At 72.4% G+C, this 21,026-nt stretch carries 24 protein-coding genes; 17 read left to right on the plus strand and 7 right to left on the minus strand.

Features of this window, described 5'->3' with window-relative positions; genetic code table 11:
* Positions 1-93: 93 nt before the first annotated feature.
* The 3 genes from ACF1AJ_RS18050 to ACF1AJ_RS18060 all read left to right on the plus strand — a co-directional run bounded on the left by ACF1AJ_RS18050 (position 94) and on the right by ACF1AJ_RS18060 (position 2,176).
* Positions 94-675: an NUDIX hydrolase family protein gene (locus tag ACF1AJ_RS18050; RefSeq protein ID WP_018192021.1), complete on the plus strand. Its 582-nt coding sequence runs from the start codon at positions 94-96 to the stop codon at positions 673-675.
* 66 nt (positions 676-741) lie between these two features.
* Positions 742-1,602 (plus strand): alpha/beta fold hydrolase, encoded by an 861-nt coding sequence (locus ACF1AJ_RS18055; protein WP_391508605.1) that lies wholly within the window; start codon positions 742-744, stop codon positions 1,600-1,602.
* 22 nt (positions 1,603-1,624) lie between these two features.
* Positions 1,625-2,176 carry a TetR-like C-terminal domain-containing protein gene (locus ACF1AJ_RS18060; protein ID WP_391508606.1) on the plus strand — a complete coding sequence of 184 codons (552 nt, stop codon included), beginning with the start codon at positions 1,625-1,627 and terminating at the stop codon, positions 2,174-2,176.
* 568 nt (positions 2,177-2,744) lie between these two features.
* Here ACF1AJ_RS18060 and ACF1AJ_RS18065 read toward each other — a convergent pair.
* On the minus strand, positions 2,745-4,382 hold the full coding sequence (locus tag ACF1AJ_RS18065; RefSeq protein ID WP_391508607.1) for a DEAD/DEAH box helicase: 1,638 nt from the start codon (positions 4,380-4,382) through the stop codon (positions 2,745-2,747).
* A gap of 258 nt (positions 4,383-4,640) precedes the next feature.
* Between ACF1AJ_RS18065 and ACF1AJ_RS18070 the strand changes: the two genes are divergently transcribed.
* Positions 4,641-6,884 carry a HelD family protein gene (locus ACF1AJ_RS18070; protein ID WP_391508608.1) on the plus strand — a complete coding sequence of 748 codons (2,244 nt, stop codon included), beginning with the start codon at positions 4,641-4,643 and terminating at the stop codon, positions 6,882-6,884.
* 66 nt (positions 6,885-6,950) lie between these two features.
* Here the strand turns inward: ACF1AJ_RS18070 and ACF1AJ_RS18075 are convergent, their stop codons facing one another.
* From ACF1AJ_RS18075 to ACF1AJ_RS18090, 4 genes are all read right to left on the minus strand, one after another.
* The gene (locus ACF1AJ_RS18075; RefSeq protein WP_391508609.1) at positions 6,951-7,661 is read right to left on the minus strand and encodes a DUF1684 domain-containing protein; all 711 of its coding nucleotides are present in this window, start codon (positions 7,659-7,661) and stop codon (positions 6,951-6,953) included.
* Positions 7,658-8,224 (minus strand): hypothetical protein, encoded by a 567-nt coding sequence (locus ACF1AJ_RS18080; protein WP_391508610.1) that lies wholly within the window; start codon positions 8,222-8,224, stop codon positions 7,658-7,660. Before ACF1AJ_RS18080 ends, ACF1AJ_RS18075 begins: the two co-directional genes overlap by 4 nt.
* A gap of 69 nt (positions 8,225-8,293) precedes the next feature.
* Positions 8,294-9,586 carry an RNA polymerase sigma factor gene (locus tag ACF1AJ_RS18085; protein WP_391508611.1) on the minus strand — a complete coding sequence of 431 codons (1,293 nt, stop codon included), beginning with the start codon at positions 9,584-9,586 and terminating at the stop codon, positions 8,294-8,296.
* On the minus strand, positions 9,583-9,921 hold the full coding sequence (locus ACF1AJ_RS18090) for a YciI family protein (RefSeq protein WP_391508612.1): 339 nt from the start codon (positions 9,919-9,921) through the stop codon (positions 9,583-9,585). The genes ACF1AJ_RS18085 and ACF1AJ_RS18090 overlap by 4 nt, the downstream gene beginning before the upstream one ends.
* Before the next feature lie 100 nt (positions 9,922-10,021).
* Between ACF1AJ_RS18090 and ACF1AJ_RS18095 the strand changes: the two genes are divergently transcribed.
* The 6 genes from ACF1AJ_RS18095 (at position 10,022) to ACF1AJ_RS18120 (ending at position 13,826) form a co-directional block, all read left to right on the plus strand.
* Complete coding sequence (locus ACF1AJ_RS18095; protein ID WP_309853554.1) at positions 10,022-10,519, plus strand: EVE domain-containing protein; 498 nt, start codon at positions 10,022-10,024, stop codon at positions 10,517-10,519.
* On the plus strand, positions 10,516-11,121 hold the full coding sequence (locus ACF1AJ_RS18100) for a 2-phosphosulfolactate phosphatase (protein ID WP_391508613.1): 606 nt from the start codon (positions 10,516-10,518) through the stop codon (positions 11,119-11,121). The genes ACF1AJ_RS18095 and ACF1AJ_RS18100 overlap by 4 nt, the downstream gene beginning before the upstream one ends.
* Before the next feature lie 42 nt (positions 11,122-11,163).
* Positions 11,164-11,466: a DUF427 domain-containing protein gene (locus tag ACF1AJ_RS18105; protein WP_179456356.1), complete on the plus strand. Its 303-nt coding sequence runs from the start codon at positions 11,164-11,166 to the stop codon at positions 11,464-11,466.
* A 15-nt stretch (positions 11,467-11,481) separates the two neighbouring features.
* Positions 11,482-12,651: a PQQ-dependent sugar dehydrogenase gene (locus ACF1AJ_RS18110; RefSeq protein ID WP_391508614.1), complete on the plus strand. Its 1,170-nt coding sequence runs from the start codon at positions 11,482-11,484 to the stop codon at positions 12,649-12,651.
* 155 nt (positions 12,652-12,806) lie between these two features.
* A complete protein-coding gene (locus ACF1AJ_RS18115; RefSeq protein WP_391508615.1) occupies positions 12,807-13,280 on the plus strand; it encodes a hypothetical protein in 474 nt (157 codons plus the stop codon).
* Between the two features lie 48 nt (positions 13,281-13,328).
* The gene (locus ACF1AJ_RS18120) at positions 13,329-13,826 is read left to right on the plus strand and encodes a SprT-like domain-containing protein (protein ID WP_018192007.1); all 498 of its coding nucleotides are present in this window, start codon (positions 13,329-13,331) and stop codon (positions 13,824-13,826) included.
* Between the two features lie 30 nt (positions 13,827-13,856).
* Here ACF1AJ_RS18120 and ACF1AJ_RS18125 read toward each other — a convergent pair whose 3' ends face one another.
* Positions 13,857-14,465 (minus strand): GNAT family N-acetyltransferase, encoded by a 609-nt coding sequence (locus ACF1AJ_RS18125; protein WP_391508616.1) that lies wholly within the window; start codon positions 14,463-14,465, stop codon positions 13,857-13,859.
* Positions 14,466-14,654: 189 nt separating this feature from the next.
* Here ACF1AJ_RS18125 and ACF1AJ_RS18130 point away from each other — a divergent pair, with 189 nt between their 5' ends.
* The 4 genes from ACF1AJ_RS18130 to ACF1AJ_RS18145 are packed head-to-tail and all read left to right on the plus strand — an operon-like array spanning position 14,655 to position 17,597.
* Positions 14,655-15,314, plus strand: a complete 660-nt coding sequence (locus ACF1AJ_RS18130) for a CGNR zinc finger domain-containing protein (RefSeq protein WP_391508617.1) — start codon at positions 14,655-14,657, stop codon at positions 15,312-15,314.
* Positions 15,311-16,072 (plus strand): LamB/YcsF family protein, encoded by a 762-nt coding sequence (locus tag ACF1AJ_RS18135; RefSeq protein ID WP_391508618.1) that lies wholly within the window; start codon positions 15,311-15,313, stop codon positions 16,070-16,072. The genes ACF1AJ_RS18130 and ACF1AJ_RS18135 overlap by 4 nt, the downstream gene beginning before the upstream one ends.
* Complete coding sequence (locus tag ACF1AJ_RS18140) at positions 16,069-16,695, plus strand: allophanate hydrolase subunit 1 (RefSeq protein WP_391508619.1); 627 nt, start codon at positions 16,069-16,071, stop codon at positions 16,693-16,695. Before ACF1AJ_RS18135 ends, ACF1AJ_RS18140 begins: the two co-directional genes overlap by 4 nt.
* Positions 16,692-17,597, plus strand: a complete 906-nt coding sequence (locus ACF1AJ_RS18145) for a biotin-dependent carboxyltransferase family protein (RefSeq protein ID WP_391508620.1) — start codon at positions 16,692-16,694, stop codon at positions 17,595-17,597. The genes ACF1AJ_RS18140 and ACF1AJ_RS18145 overlap by 4 nt, the downstream gene beginning before the upstream one ends.
* 14 nt (positions 17,598-17,611) lie before the next feature.
* Here the strand turns inward: ACF1AJ_RS18145 and ACF1AJ_RS18150 are convergent, their stop codons facing one another.
* A complete protein-coding gene (locus tag ACF1AJ_RS18150) occupies positions 17,612-18,493 on the minus strand; it encodes a fused MFS/spermidine synthase (protein ID WP_309853523.1) in 882 nt (293 codons plus the stop codon).
* A 150-nt stretch (positions 18,494-18,643) separates the two neighbouring features.
* Between ACF1AJ_RS18150 and ACF1AJ_RS18155 the strand changes: the two genes are divergently transcribed.
* From ACF1AJ_RS18155 to ACF1AJ_RS18165, 3 genes are read left to right on the plus strand one after another with little or no spacing between them, the layout of a single operon-like run.
* The gene (locus ACF1AJ_RS18155) at positions 18,644-19,159 is read left to right on the plus strand and encodes a hypothetical protein (protein WP_391508621.1); all 516 of its coding nucleotides are present in this window, start codon (positions 18,644-18,646) and stop codon (positions 19,157-19,159) included.
* Positions 19,160-19,199: 40 nt separating this feature from the next.
* On the plus strand, positions 19,200-20,354 hold the full coding sequence (locus ACF1AJ_RS18160; RefSeq protein WP_391508622.1) for a sensor histidine kinase: 1,155 nt from the start codon (positions 19,200-19,202) through the stop codon (positions 20,352-20,354).
* Positions 20,351-21,019: a response regulator gene (locus ACF1AJ_RS18165; protein ID WP_391508623.1), complete on the plus strand. Its 669-nt coding sequence runs from the start codon at positions 20,351-20,353 to the stop codon at positions 21,017-21,019. The genes ACF1AJ_RS18160 and ACF1AJ_RS18165 overlap by 4 nt, the downstream gene beginning before the upstream one ends.
* Positions 21,020-21,026 lie beyond the last annotated feature (7 nt).

Below are 21,026 nucleotides of genomic sequence, written 5' to 3' on the forward strand. Positions count from 1 at the left end.
CGGAGTCGTCCACAGCCCCCGTCGGAGTGGCGTCATCCACAGATCGTCCTGGCTGCCGTAGGTGGTCGCCGATCTCGTCCGTAGGATTCATGCATGAGCGTTCGCACCCCGGATCCGGACCCCACGCCCGACCCCCTGCCCGGAGACGGCCCGCAGCCGGGGCCGGCCTGGCTGTCGGACATCGAGCTGGAGCAGATTCGCCGCCGGCTCCCGCTGCTGTATGTGGAGGCCGTGCCCGTGCGGGTCGACGGCCTCGGGCAGGTGACCGAAGTCGGCATCCTGCTGCGCGCCAACGCCGTCGGGCAGATCACCCGCACGCTCGTCTCCGGCCGCGTCATGTACGGCGAGACGCTGCGCGAGGCGCTGTTCCGTCACCTCGAGAAGGACCTCGGGCCCATGGCCTTCCCGCAGCTGCCGGCGAGCCCGGTCCCGTTCCAGGTGGCCGAGTACTTCCCGATGCCGGGGGTGTCGCCGTACACCGACGAGCGACAGCACGCCGTGTCGCTCGCCTATGTCGTGCCGGTCACCGGCACGTGCGATCCGCGACAGGACGCCCTGGAGCTGACGTGGATGACACCGGAAGAAGCCGTATCGCTGACGGTGTCGGAGGAGCTCGAAGGCGGCCGCGGTGCGCTCGTGAAGGCGGCCATGGCGTCGCTCGGCCGCATCGCCTGATCGGCGTCGGGCCCCGGCTCGAATTGCTTCTTGCATCATTTGGCTAATGGCATTAGCTTTATGGCTATGAACACTTCCATCGAGTCGCAGGTGCGCTACCTCGAGCGTCCGCAGGGGCGCGTCAGCTTCACCGTCGAGGGCGCTGGCCCTCTCGTGGTCGCCGTGCCCGGCATGGGCGACCTCCGCTCCAGTTACCGCGAACTGGTCGCTCCGCTGGTCGCCGCCGGGTACCGCGTGGCCGTGACGGACCTCCGGGCGCACGGTGACTCGGACACCACCTTCACGGAGTTCGGCGACATCGTCACCGCCCGGGACCTCATCGCCCTGATCGAGGAACTCGGCGGTCCCGCCGTCGTCCTCGGCAACTCGATGGGTGCCGCCGCTGCAGCATGGGCTGCGGCGGAACGCCCGGACCTCGTCTCCGGTCTCGTCCTGTACGGTCCGCTGCTGCGCGACCCGGCGATGGGCCGGTTCGCCACGGGCCTGCTGCACCTGCTGTACCGCGGGATGTTCGCGAAGCCGTGGGGCGCTGCGCTGTGGGCCGGCTACTACCGCCGCACGCTCAACCGCGGCCGCACTGCACCGTGGCTGGGCGAGCACGTCGCGGCCATCCGCGCGTCCCTCTCCGATTCCGGTCGGCTGCGCAGCTTCCTCCGGCTCACCCTGCAGCTCACCCATTCGGTGGTGGAACCGCGGCTGGGCGACGTGCGTGCACCGATGCTGGCATTCGTCGGCGACCTCGATCCCGACTTCCGCGATGTCGCGGCCGAGTGCTCCTGGATGGAGTCGATCGGCGCCGACGTCGTCCGCGTACCCGAGGCGGCGCACTATCCGCACGCGCAGCGCCCGGATGTCACCGTTCCCGGCACCCTCGACTTCCTCGCGGCACGCCGCGCGGCGGACACCGTGTGGGCCGCCCTTGCCTAGGGCCGGACTGACGCGCGAGGCGGTGGCTTCCGTCGCCATCGAGCTCGTCGACGACGGCGGGACAGCCGGTTTCGACCGGCTGACGCTGGCCGCTGTCGCCGGCCGGGCGGGCGTCGCCGTCCCCAGCCTGTACAAGCACGTGTCGTCGCTGGACGACCTCCGCCGACTGGTCGCGACGGCCTCGGTGGCGGAGCTGACCCGGGTGCTCGCCTCCGCAACGATCGGTCGGGCGGGACCGGACGCGGTGCGGGCCGCGGCGGACGCCATCCGGGCGTTCGCCCACCGCCACCCGGGGCGTTACGCAGCCACCCAGGTGGCGCCGAGCTCCGATCCCGCCGACGCGCAGCTCGTCGCTCGTGCCGACGAGACGCTGACCGTCCTCGCTGGGGTGATGCGCGGCTTCGGGCTGTCCGACGACGAACTCGTGGATGCGATCCGGATGCTGCGCAGCGCCGTGCACGGTTTCATCACGCTCGAACTGGGCGGAGGCTTCGGCCTGCCGGACGACCTCGACCGCAGCTACGCCGTGCTGATCGACGGCGTGATCGCAGGAGTGGAGCGCCTGGCTGCGTAATCGCGGCCGCGGCCGCGTGCGCACTGTGGGGGCGCCGGGCCGTCCCCGCCCACCCTCCTCAGAGAGCTTGCGTCGGAGAAAGTGGCCGAAATCTCCGACGGACCGCGGTGAAGCAGGAGATACGCCGTAACGGGAGCCGGATCTCCGACGGAGGTTCGCCGCAGTCCGACGGTGCCGGAGTGCCCGACGGGGAATCCCCGCCCGCGGAGGCGGGCTCGCGTCGGAGAAAGCGGCCGAAATCTCCGACGGACCGCGGTCGGGCAGAAGGGTCGAGTCCGGGAGGCCCGGATCCCCGATGGAAGCTCGCCGGAGTCCGACGGTTCCGGAGTGCCCCGACGGGAACCCCCGCCCGCGGAGGCGGGCTTGCGTCGGAGAAAGCGGCCGAAATCTCCGACGGGCCGCGGCGGGGCAGGAGGTTCGCGGGGACGGGAGCCGCATCTCCGACGGTGGGCGGCTGATCTCCGACGGAGGAGGCTAGCGGGGGAGGAGGGGCGAGACGGGCAGAGACGACAAACGCGGACGTTCCGTCGGAACGTCCGCGTTTGAGGGAGTGCGGTGCGGAGAGCGGTCAGCCCTGCGCGCGGCGGGAGCCGTTGCCGCGACGCACCGAGGTGTCGCCGTGGCCCGCGGTCGCCCGCGGTGCTCCGCCGGAGCGCGAGGTGCCGGCCGACTGAGCGCCCGCGGGACGCTGCGAGCCGCCGCGACGGCGCGAGCCGCCGCCGGTGCCGCCACCCGCGGTGGCGCCGTGCGAGCCGGAGCCGTTGCCTGCGCCGCGACCGGAGCCGGCACCCTGCCCGCCGCGGCCAGAACCGGCACCCTGCCCGCCGCGGCCAGTACCGGCACCCTGCCCGCCACGGCCCGAACCGGCACCCTGCCCGCCACGGCCCGAACCGGCACCCTGCCCGCCACGGCCGGAGCCGGAGGCCGAGCCGCCGCCCTGATCACCGGCGCGCCGGGCGCGCTTGCGCTGGGCGTTCGCACCCTGCGACACGCCGCCGCCGGTGCGCTCCTCGCGGAGCGACGGGGCGACGCGGGGAGCAACGTCCCCGACGAGCGCGGTGACGGCGGCGGAGGTCGCGGTGACGCGCTGCGGGGCGGCGTCGATGGCCGCCTTGCGGAGCAGAGTTTTCACATCGGAAGCCTGGTTCGAGAGCATGACGGTGACGACGTCACCGGCGCTGCCCGCGCGGGCCGTGCGGCCGGAGCGGTGGAGGTACGCCTTGTGCTCCGCCGGCGGGTCGACGTGGACGACCAGCTCGACGTTGTCGACGTGCACGCCGCGGGCGGCGACGTCGGTGGCGACGAGCACCTTCACGTCGCCCTCGCCGAACGCGGCCAGGTTGCGGTCGCGGGCGCCCTGGGCGAGGTTGCCGTGCAGGTCGACGGCCGGGATTCCGGACGCGGTGAGCTGCTTGGCGAGCTTCTTGGCCTGGTGCTTGGTGCGGGTGAAGAGGATACGGCGGCCGGTGCCCGAAGCGAGTGCCTCCACCAGGTCCTTCTTCTCGTCCGGCGTCTCCACCTGGAGCACGTGGTGGGTCATCGCCTCGACCGGGCTGTTCGCGTCGTCGACGGAGTGCAGTACGGGCGAGTGCAGGAAGCGCTTGACGAGCTTGTCCACACCGTTGTCCAGCGTGGCCGAGAACAGCAGACGCTGCCCGTCGGTGGGCGTTGCGGTGAGGATGCGCGTGACGACCGGAAGGAAGCCGAGGTCGGCCATGTGGTCGGCCTCGTCGAGCACGGTGATCTCGACGGCGTCGAGGTTCACGAATCCCTGCTTCATGAGGTCTTCGAGGCGTCCGGGGCAGGCGACGAGGATGTCGACGCCGGCCTTGAGCTCGGCGACCTGCTTGTTCTGCGAGACGCCGCCGAAGACGGTGGAGACGCGCAGCCCGTAGGCGTCGGCGAGCGGACGGAAGGTGGTCGCGATCTGGGTCGCAAGCTCGCGGGTCGGTGCGAGCACGAGGGCCAGCGGGCGTCCGGGGCGGCGGCGTCCGCCGGCGAGGACGGTGCCGAGGCGCGCGACGAGCGGCAGGGCGAACGCGATGGTCTTGCCCGAGCCGGTCTTTCCGCGGCCCAGCACGTCCTTGCCCGCGAGGGCGTCGGGCAGCGTGTCGGCCTGGATCGGGAACGGGGTGGTCTTGCCGTCGGCCGTCAGGACGGCGACGAGCGGAGCGGGTACGCCGAGTTCGGCGAAGGAGAGAGTCAAGGATGTGCCTTTCAGGCATCGACCCGGTCGGCAGTGGCGGACCGGGGTGAATGGCGAGCGCACCGAGCGGCGCGATCGTTCGCCGTATGAAGAGAAGCGTGGCGGGGACATGGCCCGGCGCGACGCGAAGCGTTCTACGACGCCGCGGGCAGAATCGTCGCCCGCTTCTTCCACCCTAGAGCATCCGGCCGTACGAGTGCTGAGAGCGCACTCGCATCCGGAGGTCGTAGACTGTCGGCCCGGAAACGAGAGGTGGCCATGGGCGTGCTGGAATCGGAGCTCGAACGCGAGCGCGCCGTGGTCGCTGGGCTGTATCAGCGGCTCGACGAACTGCGTGCCGAGACGGAGGAGCGGCTGGCCCGCGTGCGCCGCGACAGCGTCGGGAGCAACCATCAGGCGCGCAGCGAGCGCGACGCCTTCGCGCGTCTCTACGAGGACCAGCTGACGCAACTGCGGGATGTGGATGCGCGTCTCGTGTTCGGCCGCCTGCTCCTGGAGGAGCCGGTCGACGGCTCCGACCACCGCTACATCGGGCGAGTCGGTCTGCGCGACGACGACCAGCGCTCCCTCCTGGTCGACTGGCGGGCCCAGCAGGCGGGCGCCTTCTACCAGGCGACGGCGAGCGAGCCGATGGGCGTCCGCGCGAGGCGCCACCTGACCATGTCGGGCCGACAGGTCACCCGTATCGACGACGAGGTCTTCGACGAGGCGCTGCTCGACGGCGACCGTGCCGGGGAGCAGGTGCAGGGCGAGGGCGCCCTGCTCGCCGCGCTGACGGCGCAGCGCACCGGCAGGATGCACGACATCGTCGCGACGATCCAGGCCGAGCAGGACCGCATTATCCGCTCCGACCTCCGTGGTGCGCTGGTCGTGCAGGGCGGCCCGGGCACGGGCAAGACGGCGGTGGCCCTGCACCGCGCCGCCTATCTGCTGTACGCGAACCGGCAGCGGCTGAGCACGTCCGGCGTCCTGGTCGTCGGCCCGTCGACGGCGTTCCTGCGCTATATCGAGGCGGTGCTGCCGTCGCTCGGCGAGACGGGCGTCGTGATGTCGACGCTCGGTGAGCTGTTCCCGGGTGTCGAGGCGACGGCCGAGGATGCTCCCGAGGCTGCGGTGCTGAAGGGCTCGGCCCAGATGGCCCGCCTGCTCTCGCGGGCGGTGAAGTCGCGGCAGAAGGCGCCGGACGAGGAGCAGACGATCGTCGTCGACAACGAGCGCCTGGTGGTCGCGCCGGACCTCATCCAGCGCGCCATCGCCAAGGCCCAGCGCACCGGCAAGCCGCATAACGTCGCGCGGGTGACCTTCGTCAAGAACGCCCTCTCGGAGCTCACCGATCAGTTGGCGGCGCAGCTGCGCGCTTCGGGGTCGACCATCGACGACGCCGACCTGAAGGTGCTCCGCGAAGACCTGCGCACCTCGTACGACGTGCGGGTCCTCCTCAACACCGCGTGGCTGCCGCTGACCCCGCAGAAGCTGCTGCAGGACCTCTACGCGCGCCCAGCGTGGCTGGCGGAGCTGACGCCGCGTTGGTCGCAGCAGCAACGGGATGCGCTCCGCCGCGATCGCACCGAGCCGTTCACCGTCTCGGACGTCCCCCTGCTGGACGAAGCGGCCGAGCTGCTCGGCGACTTCCCGGGCAGGCCGGACCCCGCCGACCGCGAGCGCGACCGTCAGCGCAAGCGCGACCTGGAGAACGCGCGCGCGGCCATCCGCAACATGGGCGTCCAGGGGCTGGTCAGCGCTGAGCAGCTGGCCGACGGCTTCGCCGAGCAGGCCGATCGCGGCACGACCGCGGAGCGTGCCGCCGCCGACCGCAGCTGGACCTACGGCCACGTCGTGGTGGACGAGGCGCAGGAGCTGTCGCCGATGCAGTGGCGGGTGCTCGTGCGCCGCTGCCCGATGAAGTCGTTCACCATCGTCGGCGACATCGCCCAGGTGGCGTCCGCCTCCGGTGCAACCAGCTGGCAGGATGCGCTGGACCCGATCTTCAAGGACGCCTGGCGGCTGGAGGAGCTGACGGTCAACTACCGGACGCCTGCGCAGATCACACGGGAGGCCGAGCGTATCGCCTCCTCCGCCGGCCTGCCGATCACGCCGACGCGTGCCGTCCGCGAGGGGGACTGGCCCATCCGCCGCGTCAGGGCGGACAGCGGGGATGCGGCTGACGGGGATGCAGCGCTCGCCGCAGCCGTCGCCGATGCCGTTGCGCACGACCGCGGTATCGACGCGGGCGGCACGCTCGCGGTGATCACGACCGAGGCGGACCTCCCCGCGGTCGCCGCGACGGTGGAGGAGCGCTTCGGCGACGCCGCGGGCCGGGGCGCGACCGGCCTCGGACGCGCGATCGCGGTGCTGACCGGCTACGAGGCGAAGGGTCTCGAGTTCGACGCCGTGGTGCTGGCCGACCCGGATGCGCTGGCCGCCGAATCGCCGCGCGGTGCTGCATCCCTCTACGTCGCGATGACCCGCCCGACGCAGCGCCTCACCCTCGTCTCCCGCTGATCTTCATGCCACAGGCCCTCCGCTCCTGAGTTTTTCGCACGAATCGGCGTCGTGAGGCCGAAAAAGTCAGGAGCTGTGGGCGGCGGCACCGGCGTAGCGCTCGCCGACAGGGATCTCGACGGGGAGGGTGTTGCCGGCCTGCGCGAGCGGGCACGCCCACGCGGGGTCGTACGCGCACGACGGGTTGTAGGCGAAGTTGAAGTCGAGCACGAGCGAGGCCTCGCCGTCGTCCGTGTCGAGCCCGAGGTCGGCGCCCTTGATCGTGTCGATCAGGTAGCGGCCGCCGCCGTAGGTTCCGCCGGGCCGCCCGGCCAGCGCATCCTTCACGGGCACGAACAGCCCGCCGCCGTACGAGGAGAGCCGCCAGACGTCGAGCGTGCCCGCCAACGGGACGCGGACCGTCCCGAGCAGCTCGAAGGGCACCACCCCGTCGGTGCCGGTCTCCACATCCATCCGCACCTCCTCGGCGGCCGGCTGGATGGGAAGCTCGAATCGCCAGTCGGGGTCGTACCGGGTGACGGGCAGGCCGGTGAATCCCTCCAGGTCCTCCGGCAACAGTGGTGCAGCGGGATGCGACGAGAACAGGTCGTTGCGGCACGACACCCAGTGCGCGTGCGCTTGCGCGGGGTCGTGGGCGGCGAGCCGCCGGACGGAGGCGTACAGCGCGAACACACGCCGTCTCCAGTCCGCGGTCTGTACGGCGGTGACAGCGCGTCCGGGCCGCACGGCCGCGCTGCTGACCTCGGCTCCGCCGGTCGCGGGTTCGGCGTTCGTCATCGTTCCTCCCGGGTCGTGGTGTCGCCTGCGGGCTCCACGTCTGCCGGGGTCCGCACTTCGGGATCGTAGGCCCAGGTGGGCGCCAGCTGCCGGAGGCGCACGCCGCGCCACTGCCAGAACAGCCAGAAGGCGTACCAGGCGAACGGCGTGAGCGCCCCGGCGCGCACGATCAGCTGGTCGCGGTAGAGGGTCCGCAGCCGCCCGTTCTCGTCCGGACCGGCCGGGTCGGGCGCGATCGCCATCCGGTGGTCGAGCCGCGGGATCGCGGAGAGCATCCCGCCGGTGCCCCCGCCACTGTCGTGCAGGATGCGCGTCGCCTGCTCGCGCGGATCGGTCGACCGCAGGGTGTCCAGCCGAATGGCCTGGGTGCCGACGGTGAACGCACCGAGCGCCTTCACCCGGACGCGGTGCTCCGACCCCCACCGCGTCGGGAACCCGCCGGGCTCGTCCGACCGGAAGTCGAGCCACGGCAGGGCGACCTCGCGGAACGCCGTCGGACTCTGGAGGGCACGCCAAGCGGCATCCGGATCGCAGTCGAGAGTCAGCTTGAGGAGCACGCGCATGGTCTCAGTCTCACCCCGGAAGGCAGTGAGATGGCCAGGGGATGGGCGGATCCTCAATCTATTTCGGGCTCAGGCTTCCTCGGCCCGCGCCAGCAGCAGCTCCCGTTCGCGGGCGTTACCGGTCATCGCGGCGGCGCGCTGGAACTCCTGCCTGGCTTCGTCGCGTCGCCCGAGGCGAAGCAGCAGGTCGGCCCGCACCGACGGGAGCAGGTGGTACGACTCCAGGGCGCCTTCGATCGCCAGCCTGTCGACGACTTCGAGCCCGGCCTCGGGCCCGTACGCCATCGAGAGCGCGACCGCGCGGTTGAGCTCGACGACGGCCGACGGGTGCAGCTCGCCGAGCGCGCCGTAGAGCGCGACGATCTCCTCCCAGTCGGTCGCCTCGGGGGTCGGCGCAGTGGCGTGGCACGCGGCGATGGCCGCCTGCAGCGCGTACGGCCCGCGGCTGGCTGGCGGACGCCTGCTGAGCCGCAGGGTGTCGGAGCGCTCCAGAGCCGCGGCGCCGCGGCCGATGAGGAGGCGGTCCCAGCGGGCGCGGTCCTGGTCCTGGAGAAGGATCGGGCTGCCGTCCTCGGCCGTCCGGGCTCCGAGCCGAGACGCCTGGAACTCCATCAGGGCGACCAGTCCGTGCACCTCGGGCTCCCGCGGTGTCAGTTCGGCGAGCACACGGCCGAGCCGCAGCGCCTCCCGGCACAGGTCGGGCCGCATCCAGTCGTCACCGGCCGTGGCCGAGTAGCCCTCGTTGAAAATCAGATAGACGACCTCGAGCACGGAGGCCAGCCGCTCGGGGAACTCCGCCCGCTCGGGCACCTCGAACGGCACCCCCGCAGCGCTCAGCGTGCGCTTGGCGCGGACGATCCGCTGGGCCATAGTCGCCGGCGGGACGAGGAAGGCCCGGGCGATCTCCTCGGTCGAGAGGCCTCCGAGCAGCTTGAGGGTCAGCGCGACCCGCGACGCCTGGGGGAGCACGGGGTGGCAGGCGACGAAGACGAGCCGGAGCAGGTCGTCGCCGATCGGCTCCTGCGCGACGCGCGCCGGATCGTCCGAGCCGAGCTCCTGTTCGAGATCGTGCGCGATGGCGGCGTACCGGTCGTCGAGGCGTTCCCGCCGGCGCCAGCCGTCGACCGCGCGGCGCTTCGCGACCGTCGTCAGCCACGCCCCGGGGTTGCGCGGGATGCCCGTGGCCGGCCACTGCTCGAGGGCGGCGACGAGCGCATCCTGAGCCAGCTCCTCGGCCAGCCCGACATCGCCGGTGGTCCGGGCGAGCCCGGCGATCAGGCGTCCGGATTCGATGCGCCAGACCGACTCGACCGTTCGGCGGGTCTCGTTCAGCCGATCGCCCTCGTCGCGCTCCTCGGTCATCGGCCCACGTCGCCCGCCACGCGGCGCACCTCGACGCTCCCGTGCGTCAGCGGCAGCCTTCTGGCCCACTCGAGCGCCTCCTCCTCGCCGGCGGTCTGCAACATCCACAGTCCGGTCACCCGGGCGGCCGACGGGCCGGGCGAGCGGTCGACGGTGCGGCTCTCGGCGTTGAAGTGGATGCGCGCGCCGGCTCCCGCCGCTTCGAGCGCCTCAGCCGCGAGCAGCACTCCTGCGCGCACCAGCTCCTGCTCGTAGCGGTCGAGGGCGGCACGGTCCCGGACGGCCGGCTCGACGCCGTCGCCCTCCTCGGCCTGCGCCATCAGCACGAAACGCATGGTCCCATCCTCTCGTCGAACCCGTCTGGAGTCATCCATACGTCGAATGGGATGCGGTGCTTTCGACACGGGTGACGGTGGTGTGCGCTACAACGGGAGCATGGCGATCCGTTACTGGCTGGGCGTTGTGCAGCTCGATCACGTGCTGCGCGGCGTCGCGGGCGGCTTCGCGCAGGTCAACCACGGCGCCCGGGCGCCCCTCGAGCGGATGGGGCCGGCCGACGGTTTCGTGTACTACTCGCCGAGGGCGTCGTATCCGGACGGCGAGCCGCTGAAGCAGTTCACAGCCGTCGGCCGCCTGGCCGACGACGAGGTGTTCCAGGTGACGCAAGGGCCGGCGATGCAGGGTCCGGCGTCGGATTTCAAGCCGTGGCGGCGACGGGTCGAGTGGGATCACGACGCGGTGGCGACGCCCATCCGCCCCCTGCTCGGCGCTCTCGACTTCACGCGCGACAAGCCGGACTGGGGGTACCAGCTGCGCCGCGGGCTCATCGAGTTGTCCCGGCACGACTTCGAGCTGATCCGCCGGCAGATGCGCCCGTCACCGGGCGAAACACGGCCGCGCCGCGCCGACCACCGCATTACGATGGCCCGGTGACTCAGCCGACCTCTCTCGACTCCGACACGCTCTCCGCCGAGATCCCGGCCGCGCACCGCCAGGCCAAGTACCAGGTGCGGTTCGACTGGGCGGCTGACGGCGCCGCCGCCGTCGCGGCCGACGCCGATGTGGTGGTGTGGGTGGATGCGCTCGCCGATGTCTCCGCGCCTGAACTGCCCGGCGACGGCGCCGTGCTGGCCGCCGGACTGACCGACGCCACCGCCGCCGCTCGCTGGATCCTCGCGGAGCAGGTCCGTCTCGGCCGCCGCGCGATGATTGCCGTCGTGGCCGCGGGAGGTGCGACCCCGTCCGGCTCGACCCGTTTCGCCGTGGAGGATCTGCTGGCGGCGGGTGCAGTGGTGGATGCGCTGGCCTCGGTCGGCATCGACTACTCCTCTCCGGAGGCCGCGGCGGCCTGCGCGGCGTTCACCGGCCTGCGGGGCGCCGTCGCGCACCTGCTGACGGCCTCTGTCTCGGGCCAGGAGCGCGTGGCAGCAGGCGCTACCCCGGCCGACATCGCCCCCGCGGGCCGGCTCGACTCGTCCGACGCTGTGACGGTGCTCCGAGCTCCCCGGCAGAACGGTGCGCTCCCGGCGGAATGATCGCCCGTCGGCGTACGTTGCCGTGAACAGGAGGTTTTATCGATGAAAGCCGTGCTGAACGACACCGTGATCGCCGAGGCCCCGCAGGAGGACCTCATCCGCATCGAGGGCAACTGGTATTTCCCCCCGGCGAGTGTCAAGTCCGAGTACCTCGTGGAGAGCGACACCCCGTATACGTGTCCCTGGAAGGGCGAGTGCCAGTACTTCTCCGTGAAGTCGGATGACGGCCTGCTGCAGGACCGCGCATGGAGCTACCCGACGCCGTACCCGAGCTCCTTCGACCGGGTGGGCAAGGACTACAGCAATTACGTCGCGTTCTGGAAGGACGTCCGCGTCGTCGACTGACGACCGGGAGTCGCGATGTTCCGTCACGGCCGCCGCCTGAGCCTCCTGGCTCTGACGGCGGCCGTGCTCGTTCTTGCGGGATGCTCGACCCCGCCGACCCCGCAGCCGACGGTGACGCGCACGCCGACGTCCACGCCGCGGCCGACGGGCACCTCTGCGCCGGTTGCCGCTATCCCGTGGCAGCCGAGCGGGCAGACGACGGTGCTCGAGACCGGGCTGGAGTCGCCCTGGTCGGTCGTCCCGCTGCCGAGCGCATCGGCGCTGATCAGCGAGCGTGACTCGGGGACCATCCGGGAGCGGCTGCCGCAGGGCGGACTCCGGACGGTCGGCACCGTCCCCGGCGTCGTCCACACCGGCGAGAGCGGCCTGCTCGGGCTCGCGGTGCAAGCCGAGTCCGCACCAAAGTACCTGTACGCGTACCTCACCACCGCAGACGACAACCGGGTCGTGCGGCTGCCCCTGTCCGGGGTGCCGGGCAGCTACGCGATCGGGGCGCCGGAGCCTGTGCTCACCGGCATCCCGAAGGCGTCGAATCACGACGGTGGACGCCTGGCGTTCGGCCCCGACGGGATGCTCTACGTGACCGCCGGGGACGCGTCGAACCCCGGCAACGCCCAGGACGTCGCCTCGCTCGGCGGCAAGATCCTGCGCATCACGCCGGAGGGTCAGGTGCCGGGGGACAACCCGTTCCCCGGCTCGCCGGTCTGGTCGTACGGGCACCGCAACCCGCAGGGGATCGGCTGGGATTCGCGTGGCACGATGTGGGCGAGCGAGTTCGGGCAGAACACCTGGGACGAACTCAACATCATCCGTCCCGGGTCGAACTACGGATGGCCTGTCGTCGAGGGCGTCGGCGGCGATCCGAAATACACGGACCCCGTCTACCAGTGGCCGACGGATGCGGCGAGTCCGAGTGGTCTCGCGGTCGTCGGCGACACGATCTTCCTGGCGGCCCTGCGCGGCGAGAGGCTGTGGACGGCCTGGTCGACCGACGGAGCGGCCCCGGTGACCGCGGCGCCGTTCTTCGAAGGCGAGCTGGGGCGGCTGCGCGACGTGGTCGCCGTCGGCGACCGCTTGTGGCTGCTCACCAACAACACCGATGGACGCGGTTCGCCCCGCTCCGGCGACGACCGGCTCGTCGAGGCTCCGCTCGTTCCCGCTCAGTCCGTCAAACGCCCGGGCTGACCTCACCCGAGCGGGGGCCCTCCTGCGGGTAGTCTTGGGGGGAACCACCGATCGGGAGCAGAACCCTGAGCATCATCCTCGGATACGATCCGACCACCCTGCGCGAACGCGTCGATCTGCGCGCTGCCGGCGAGCGTCTGGAGGAGCTGGGCAGCTTGCGCAGTCTCAGCGCGCTCAACGAGAAGACGGTGCTGCTGCGGCTGCTTGGCCGGCTCGACGAGGCGATCGAGGTCGGCAACGAGGCGGTTCGTCAGGCGCGGTTCACCGGAGACCGCGAGCAGCTCCTCGGCGCGCGCGTCCGCCGCGCCCAGGTGCTGCAGTACCAGGGCAAGACCGATGAGGCCGTCGTGGAGCTGACCGGCTGCGTCGATGAGGCGCGCGGTCGCGAGTGGACGGCGCTGGAGGCGTTCGCCATCCAGAGCCGGGGCAAGGTGTACTTCGACACCGGCGACTACGAGAACGCGCTCGCCGACATGACCGCGGCCGTCTTCCTGCGCGAGAAATTGGGCGCGTCGCCCGCCGAGATCCAGGCGGCCCTGACCGCGGTCGCCGTCGTGCAGTCGGCGCTCGACGCACAGCGCGGGGCCGCACGCGGGGAGCGCGGCGAGGGCGACCCCGATCACGCGTAGGATGCACGTCATGGAGGTAGGGAGCGCTCCGGACGGGACCCGACGCTGATGGCCGAACTCGACCGTGTGCGCCGGTGGGCGGAGGCGCTGATCGCCCTCCACCTCGACCCGGCCGTGTGGAGCTTCGGCTTCGACAACGCCAAGACGCGCGCCGGCCTGTGCAACTACACCTCGAAGCGGATCACGGTCTCGCGGTACCTGGCGGCGCGGTACGAAGACGACGAGATCCACCAGATCCTGCTCCACGAGGTGGCCCACGCGCTCGCCGGATCCCGCGCCGGTCACGGGCCGCGCTGGCGCGCCATCGCGCTCGACCTCGGGTACGAGGGCAAGCGCCTGCACGGCGGAGCCATCGCCGATGACCTCGCGCCGTGGGTCGGTACTTGCCCGAACGGGCACACTCACTACCGCTACCGCAAGCCGGCGCGCGCGCTCGCCTGCGGAGCGTGCAGCCGCCGCTTCGACGCGGCCAACCTCATCTCCTGGCAGCACCGCGAGGTGTCGCCGGCGCAGCGGCGCACGGCTGCGGCGGCAGCGACCGAGTAGATCTCCTGGCGGCTGTTCGCGGCGATGCCGTCAGGCGTGGGCGACGCCCAGCCGCGCGTCCAGGCCGTCCCGCACGCTCGGCCATTCCTCGCTGAGGATGGAGTACACGGCCGTGTCGCGCCAGGTCCCGTCCGCGCGCAGCTGGGTGTGCCGCAGGACGCCCTCGAACTGCGCACCGAGGCGGAGGATCGCGGCGCGCGAGCGCGCGTTGAGCACATCCGCCTGCAGCTTGACGCGTTCGAATCCGTGGTCGAACGCCGTCCCGAGCAGGAGCCGCTTGGTCTCGGCATTCACCAGCGTGCCCCAGGTCTCGGGAGCGTACGCGGTCCAGCCGATGTGGGCGGAGCGGTTGTCGAGGTCGAAGTCGCCCAGCGTGGTCGTGCCGACGAGGCGGTCGCCGTCGCGGAGCACGACGGCCGTCACGTTCGCGGTGTCCCAGGCGAGGTAGCGGAGGATGAACTCCCGCCACTCCTCGTAGGTGTCGCGATACGCGGCCGGACCGCCTCCCCAGCCTCCGGCGAAGACCTCGGGATGCCCGATCGCGTCGAACAGGTCGGGCAGGTCGTCGAGGGTGAGGGCACGCAGGCGGACGGTCGCACCCTCGAGCGGGGTGGCCGGGTCCGGGCGGGTGGCGGTCATCCGCCCAGTATGCCAGGGCGCTGCTGGCCGCTTCCGGTCCGTTACCCGGCCGCCCATGGGTCGCAACACGCCGTTATGGCGTGCCCATAACGGCGTGTTGCGACCCACGGAGGGTGGCCGGCCGGCGGCTAGGCTGGTGGACGCAACGCCCGCGCCGGACGGCCCGCGGTAACCGACTATGTTGGTTACATGGCGACCGAAGCGATTCTCACCCGAGGCACCGGACAGTGGATGGAGCCCAGCGACGGTCAGCGCTGGTGGTTCGACTCCGGGTCGCTCGCCCTCGACTTCGCCTACACCGGCGAGCTCGCAGACGCGGCGGACGCGGACAGCGCTGATACGGACCCCGACCGGCATGCCGTCCGCGACGCCCACGGCCTCAACGCTTGGCTGGTCGAGCGATTCCCCGAGGTCGCGCCGACGGCCGGCGACCGCGAGTTCCGCGACGCCCGCACACTCCGGACCGCCATCGGCCGCCTCGCGCGGCAGGCCAGCCGCGGCGACGAGCTGTCGCCCGACGATATCGACGTGGTCAATCTCTTCGCGGCGACTCCCGACATCCCGCCTGTCCTCGCCGGTGGCGGCCGCCAGGCGGGGCGTACGAACGCGCGTCCGCACCAGGCGCTCGGCACCATCGCCCGGGATGCGGTGCGCCTCTTCGGCCCGGACGTCGACGGACGCATCCGCGAGTGCTCGGCCGACGACTGCGAGCTCGTCTACCTCGACACCTCGCGCAGCGGGACCCGGCGCTGGTGTTCGATGCAGCGCTGCGGCAATCGCGCGAAGGTGCGTGCTCATCGCGCCCGTGCGGCCCGCGGGCCGAAGGCGCACGCCACAATAGGGGCATGAGCCGTTCCGTCGACCTCAACAGCGACCTGGGGGAGTCGTTCGGCGCCTGGTCGATGGGCGACGACGCCGCACTGCTCCGGGTGGTCTCCAGCGCGAACGTGGCCTGCGGCTTCCACGCCGGCGACCCGTCCACGATGCTCGCGACCTGCGGTGAGGCCGCCAAGAACGGCGTGACCGTCGGCGCCCACGTGTCCTATCGCGACCTGGCGGGATTCGGTCGGCGCGCGATGGACGTGCCCGCCGGCGAGCTCCGCGACGAGGTGCTGTACCAACTCGCCGCGCTCGCGGGCCTCGCCCGGGTGGCCGGAACCTCGGTGCGCTACGTCAAGCCCCACGGCGCGCTGTACAACCGCATCGTGCGCGACGCGGGTCAGGCACGGGCCGTGGTGGATGCGGTGGCCGCCTTCGACCCGATGCTCGCCCTGCTCGGACTGGCCGGCTCCGCGGTGGAAAGCGCGGCGGACGATGCCGGAGTCCGGTTCGTCCGCGAGGCGTTCGTCGACCGCGGATACCGCTCCGACGGCACGCTGGTGCCGCGCACCGAACCGGGTGCGCTGCTCTCCGACGACGGGGAGATCGCGGCGCGGGCCGTGCGCATGGTCACCGAGGGCCGCGTCGTCGCCGCCGATGGCACCGACATCCACGTCGAGGTGGACTCGCTCTGCGTCCACGGCGACACCCCGGGCGCGGTCGCGATGGCGCTCGCGGTGCGTGATGCAATCGGCGCAGCCGGGGTGAGCGTGGAGCCGTTCGCGTGACCGCGCGCATCCTGCCCTACGGCGACCACGCCCTGCTCGTGGAGCTGGACGGGCTGGACGCCGTGCTCGCTCTGCTCCGCGGGCTCGAGGCCACGCGACCGGAGGGCGTTGTGGAGCTGGTGCCCGCCGCCCGCACGATCGCGGTCATGGTGGAGCCGCGCATCCTGTCGCTCAGCGCTGCCCGCGGCTGGATCGAGCGCACGCCGCCCCTCCCTGCTGACGCTGTCGAGGAGCGGGTCGTCGAGCTCGACGTCCGTTACGACGGCGACGACCTCGCGGAGGTCGCGCGGGTCACCGAGCGGACCGAGGCGGAGGTCGTCGCGTTCCACACCGGCACCCCGTGGCGTTTCGCGTTCGGCGGCTTCGCGCCTGGCTTCGCCTACCTGGTGAGCGACGCCCCGGTGGGCGACCCGCTGGAGGTCCCGCGCCGGGCGACGCCGCGCACGGCGGTGCCGCCGGGATCGGTCGGGCTCGCCGGGACGTTCAGCGGCGTGTATCCACGGTCGAGTCCGGGCGGCTGGCAGCTCATCGGCCGCACCGACGCGACGCTGTGGGATGAGACGGCCGATCCTCCCGCGCTGCTCCGCCCGGGGACGGTCGTGCGATTCCGGGAGGTGCGATGAGCGGCCTGCGCATCCTGAGCCCCGGTGCCCTCGCGCTCATCCAGGACCTCGGGCGGCCCGGTTTCGCTGCCCTCGGCGTCGGCCGGTCGGGTGCGCTCGACCGTGCGGCGCTGCGGTTGGGCAACCGGTTGCTCGGCAACGACGAGGGCGACGCGGGAATCGAAGTGCTCCTCGGCGGATTCGAAGCGCGCTTCGAGCGTGACACGTGGTTCGCGGTCACCGGAGCAGTCGGCTCGATTCTCCTCGACGATCGCCCAGTGGATGCGCACCAAGCCGTGCGAGCACGCTCCGAGCAGGTGCTCCGGATCGGAGCGGCGACGGCCGGACTGCGCTGGTACCTGGCCGTGCGCGGCGGGGTGGCTGCGCCTCCGGTGCTCGGGTCGCGCTCCCGCGACACGCTCGCCGGTCTCGGTCCTGCACCTCTTCTGGAGGGCGACCTGGTGCCGATCGGCGAGCATCCCGGCTCCGACCTCCCGCTGCTGGATTTCGTCCCGGTCGCCGACCCGACGCAGGAGGCCGTCGAGGTGCGCGCCCACGCAGGCCCCCGGGCCGACTGGTTCACTCACCGGGCGCTGGAGTCCTTCTTCTCTGTCGAATGGCGCGTCGCGGCCGAGAGCGACCGCATCGGCGCCCGGCTCGACCCCGTGCGGGCGCCCGCGCACGCGGCGGGCGTCACCCCGCATCCCGATCCGCTGCTGGAGCGCGCGGTCCGTAACGAGCTCCCAAGCGAGCCGATGGTCGCCGGCGCCGTGCAGGTCTCGCCCGACGGTCGTCCGACCGTGCTGCTCGCCGACCATCCGGTCACCGGCGGGTACCCGGTGATCGCCGTGGTGGCAGACGGCTCGCTCGACGCCTTCGCCCAGCTGCGGCCCGGCCAGCCGGTGTCGTTCCGGCACGCCTGACGGCGCCGCGAGACTCAGTCGCGGCGGGTGCCGCTCTGGAAGATGCTGCGCGCGGGAGGCGGCGACGGCACGCTGGTCGCGTCGGTCACGATCGGCGCGCCCGCGGCGAACGTCCGCAGCTCCTCGCCGGCCACGGCCTTCGCGGGATGCGGCCCGCTCGCCAGCAGGCGCGGCAGCCACTCCAGGGGGAGCGGCGAGTTCGATCCGACCAGCACCACGTTCCCGAACCGGCGACCCTTCAGCACCTGCGTCTCGGCGAGCGCCGCGACGTTCTCGACGACCGAGCCGAGCGTCGACACCTGGCTGCGGGCGAAGCTGAGCGGCGGACCGTCCGCGACGTTCACGAGAACGATGCCGTCCGGCTTCAGCAGCGAGACTGCCGAGCGGTAGAACTCGGCGCTCGTGACGTGCGCGGGCGTGCGCGACCCGCTGAAGATGTCCACCACGAGCAGGTCGACCTCGCCGCGCAAGCCGTTCGGCAGCTTGCCGACGACCTCGCGGGCGTCGCCGTGGCGGATGCGGATCTGCGCGTAGCGGGGGAGCGGGAGCTGTTCGCGCACCAGGTCCACCAGACGGCTCTCGAGTTCCACGACCTGCTGCCGCGAACCGGGGCGCGTATAGGCGATGTACCGTGGGAGCGTCAGCGCGCCCGCCCCGAGGTGCACGGCCGTGATGGGCTGACCCGGCTCTCCGATCAGGTCGATGACGTTGCCCATCCGTTGGATGTACTCGAAGAACAGCTGCGACGGATCGTCGAGGTTCACATGCGACTGCGGCGTGCCGTCGACGACGAGCTGGTAGGCGCCGGGCACGAACCGGTCGGGCTCCACGGTCGCCAGGTAGCCGCTCTCCGAGAGGACGACCGAGGGGTTCTGGGGGGTCGGGTTCGGAGACACACCGGCAGCCTAGTCGCGGTGGATGCGCACAGGTCTCCACCCGCGATTTCCACTCGACCTCCACCCGCGGGCGGTGCCGCCCGACGCGGCGGGACGCGACGCTGGAGTGGTGCCGGAGCTTCCGGCGTTCTCTCCCTCAGAAAGGCGATCATGACCGTCCAGACTCTCGGCAACGCTCTCCTCATCCTGTTGCTCATCGGATGGGTCGGCTACCGGCAGCTGACCTGGCGACCGGTGGTGATCGCCAAGATGTGGCGGATGCCCGGCATCCTCGCCGTCGTGGGCGCCGTGCTGCTCGTGCAGCAGGTGAAGCCGACGACCATCACGCCACTCGACATCGCGGTGGTCGCCGGCGAGGTGGTCCTGTCCCTCGCCATCGGTGCGTGGATCGGCGGCATCGCGCACTTCCGCCGGCTGCCCGAGCCCGTCGTGGGCAAGAACCCGTCCGAGGTCGCCGTCTACGAGTCGCGCACCGGCGTGCTCGGGCTGGTGCTCTGGGTGGTCGTCATCGCCGTCCGCGTCGGGGTGGATGTGCTCGCTGCGCAGGCGGGATCGCACCTGGCCGCCGCGACCGGCATCATCCTGCTCGTCTTCGCGGCGAACCGCCTCGCCCGGACCGCGGTGTTCGCCGCGCGCCTCGACCGCCACGCAGCCCTCGCCGCGTGACACGGCGGCGCCCGGCCTTGGTGAGCAGCAAGATGGTCGAGTGAACGTCTCCGTCCGCCCCAGCTGGCTCGCCGTGGCCCTGACAGCGGTGGGCGCCGCGGCCATCGGCTACGCGCTCGTCCGCACCCACACCGAGCACCGCCCGGTGTGGGTGCTCGTGCTCGGGCTGATCTCCGTGGTGCTGTGGGCGGTGCGCAGCGCGCTGGCGAAGGCGGGGCTCCGTCGCGCCGCTTTCGTCTGCGCGGTGGTCGTCGTGGTCGTGGGCGCGGTCGTCGCGGCGCCCACCGACGGTTTGACGGTCGTCCCCGCCGCGATCGGCGTGCTCGTCGTACTCGGCGACCCGCGGGACCCCCTGTGGCTCGGACTGCTCGTGGGCGGCGTCGGCATCGCCCTGGTCGCTCTCGGCGCCGTGCCCGCCGGCACCGACATCCCGAACCTCCTCGGCATGATGGGCGGGATGCTGCTGGCCGTCTTCGCCGGTCTCAGCAGGCGGCAGTTCCGGGTGGCGGAGGAGCAGGCCGTCCTCCTCCGCGAGCGCGCGGTCGCGATGAAGGAGGAGGCGTCGCGCATCGCCATCGCGCGCGACCTCCACGACGTGCTGGCGCACAGCCTCGGCGGCCTCGTCATCCAGCTGGATGCGGTGGACGCCCTCCTCGAATCCGGCGACACCGACGGCGCACGCTCGCGGGTGGTCGCCGCCCGCGGCCTGGCCGCCGACGGGCTCGCTGAGGCCCGTCGCGCCGTGGCCACCCTGCGCGACCCCGTCGCGGTCGGCGCCGCGCCGGTACCGCCCGCCGTGCTGCGGGCCGCCTTGGACGAGCTGATCGCCGCGCACCGTTCGCTCGGCGGGCGGGCGCAGCTCGGGGTGGCGGGCGACGGCGTGGAGCTCAGCGCGCAGCAAACCGAGGCGCTGCAGCGCGCCCTCCAGGAAGCGCTGAGCAACGCCCGCAAGCACGCGCCAGGCGAGCCGGTCGCGGCCGAGCTGGTCTGGCAGGATGACCGCGTGCGCCTCATCGTCTCCAATCCGCTCACGGCCGGGGCCGGGGCCGGAGCATCGGCGCTCGCCGCATCCGGCGGCCGGTACGGGCTCGAGGGGATGCGCGAGCGCTTCGCCGCGCTCCCGGCCGGCGGCTCGGTGCTGGCCGTCGCCGCCGACGGCCGGTTCGTCCTGACGGCGGAGGCGATGCTGCGGTGACCGGCGACCTGCGCATCCGCGTCGCCGTCGCCGACGACCAGGCGATCATCCGCGACGGGCTGGTCACCGTGCTCGGCCTGCTGCCCGACATCGAGGTGGTCGGCGAGGCGGCGGACGGGGAGGAGGCGGTCGCGCTCGCCGTGGCCGCGCGACCCGACGTCCTGCTCATGGACCTCCGGATGCCGGTGCTCGACGGCGCGGCGGCGACCGCCCGCGTGCGCGAGGTCGCCCCGGAGACCGCGGTGCTCATCCTCACCACGTACGCCGACGACGAGTCGATCGTCGGCGCGTTGCAGGCGGGAGCGCGCGGTTACCTGACGAAGGACGCCGGCCGCGCCGAACTCGCCGCCGCGGTGCGTGCCGTGGCCAGCGGGCAGACGACGCTCGCTCCGGAAGTCGGCGCCCGCGTGATGGGCGCGCTCACCGGCGCTGCGCCCGCTCCCGTCACCGAGGTGGATGCGGCGGGCGCGCTTCTCGCCCGCTTCCCCTCCCTGACGCGCCGCGAGGCCGAAGTGCTCGCACTGATCGGCGACGGACTCAGCAACGCCGAGATCGCGCGGACGCTCTTCATCAGCGTCGCGACGGTCAAGACGCACATCAACGCGATCTTCGCGAAGCTGGCCGTGCGCGACCGAGCGCAGGCGATCGCGCTCGTCCGCTCGTGACGGGAGG

Source organism: Leifsonia sp. NPDC014704, from assembly GCF_043083605.1.
GTDB lineage: Bacteria > Actinomycetota > Actinomycetes > Actinomycetales > Microbacteriaceae > Leifsonia.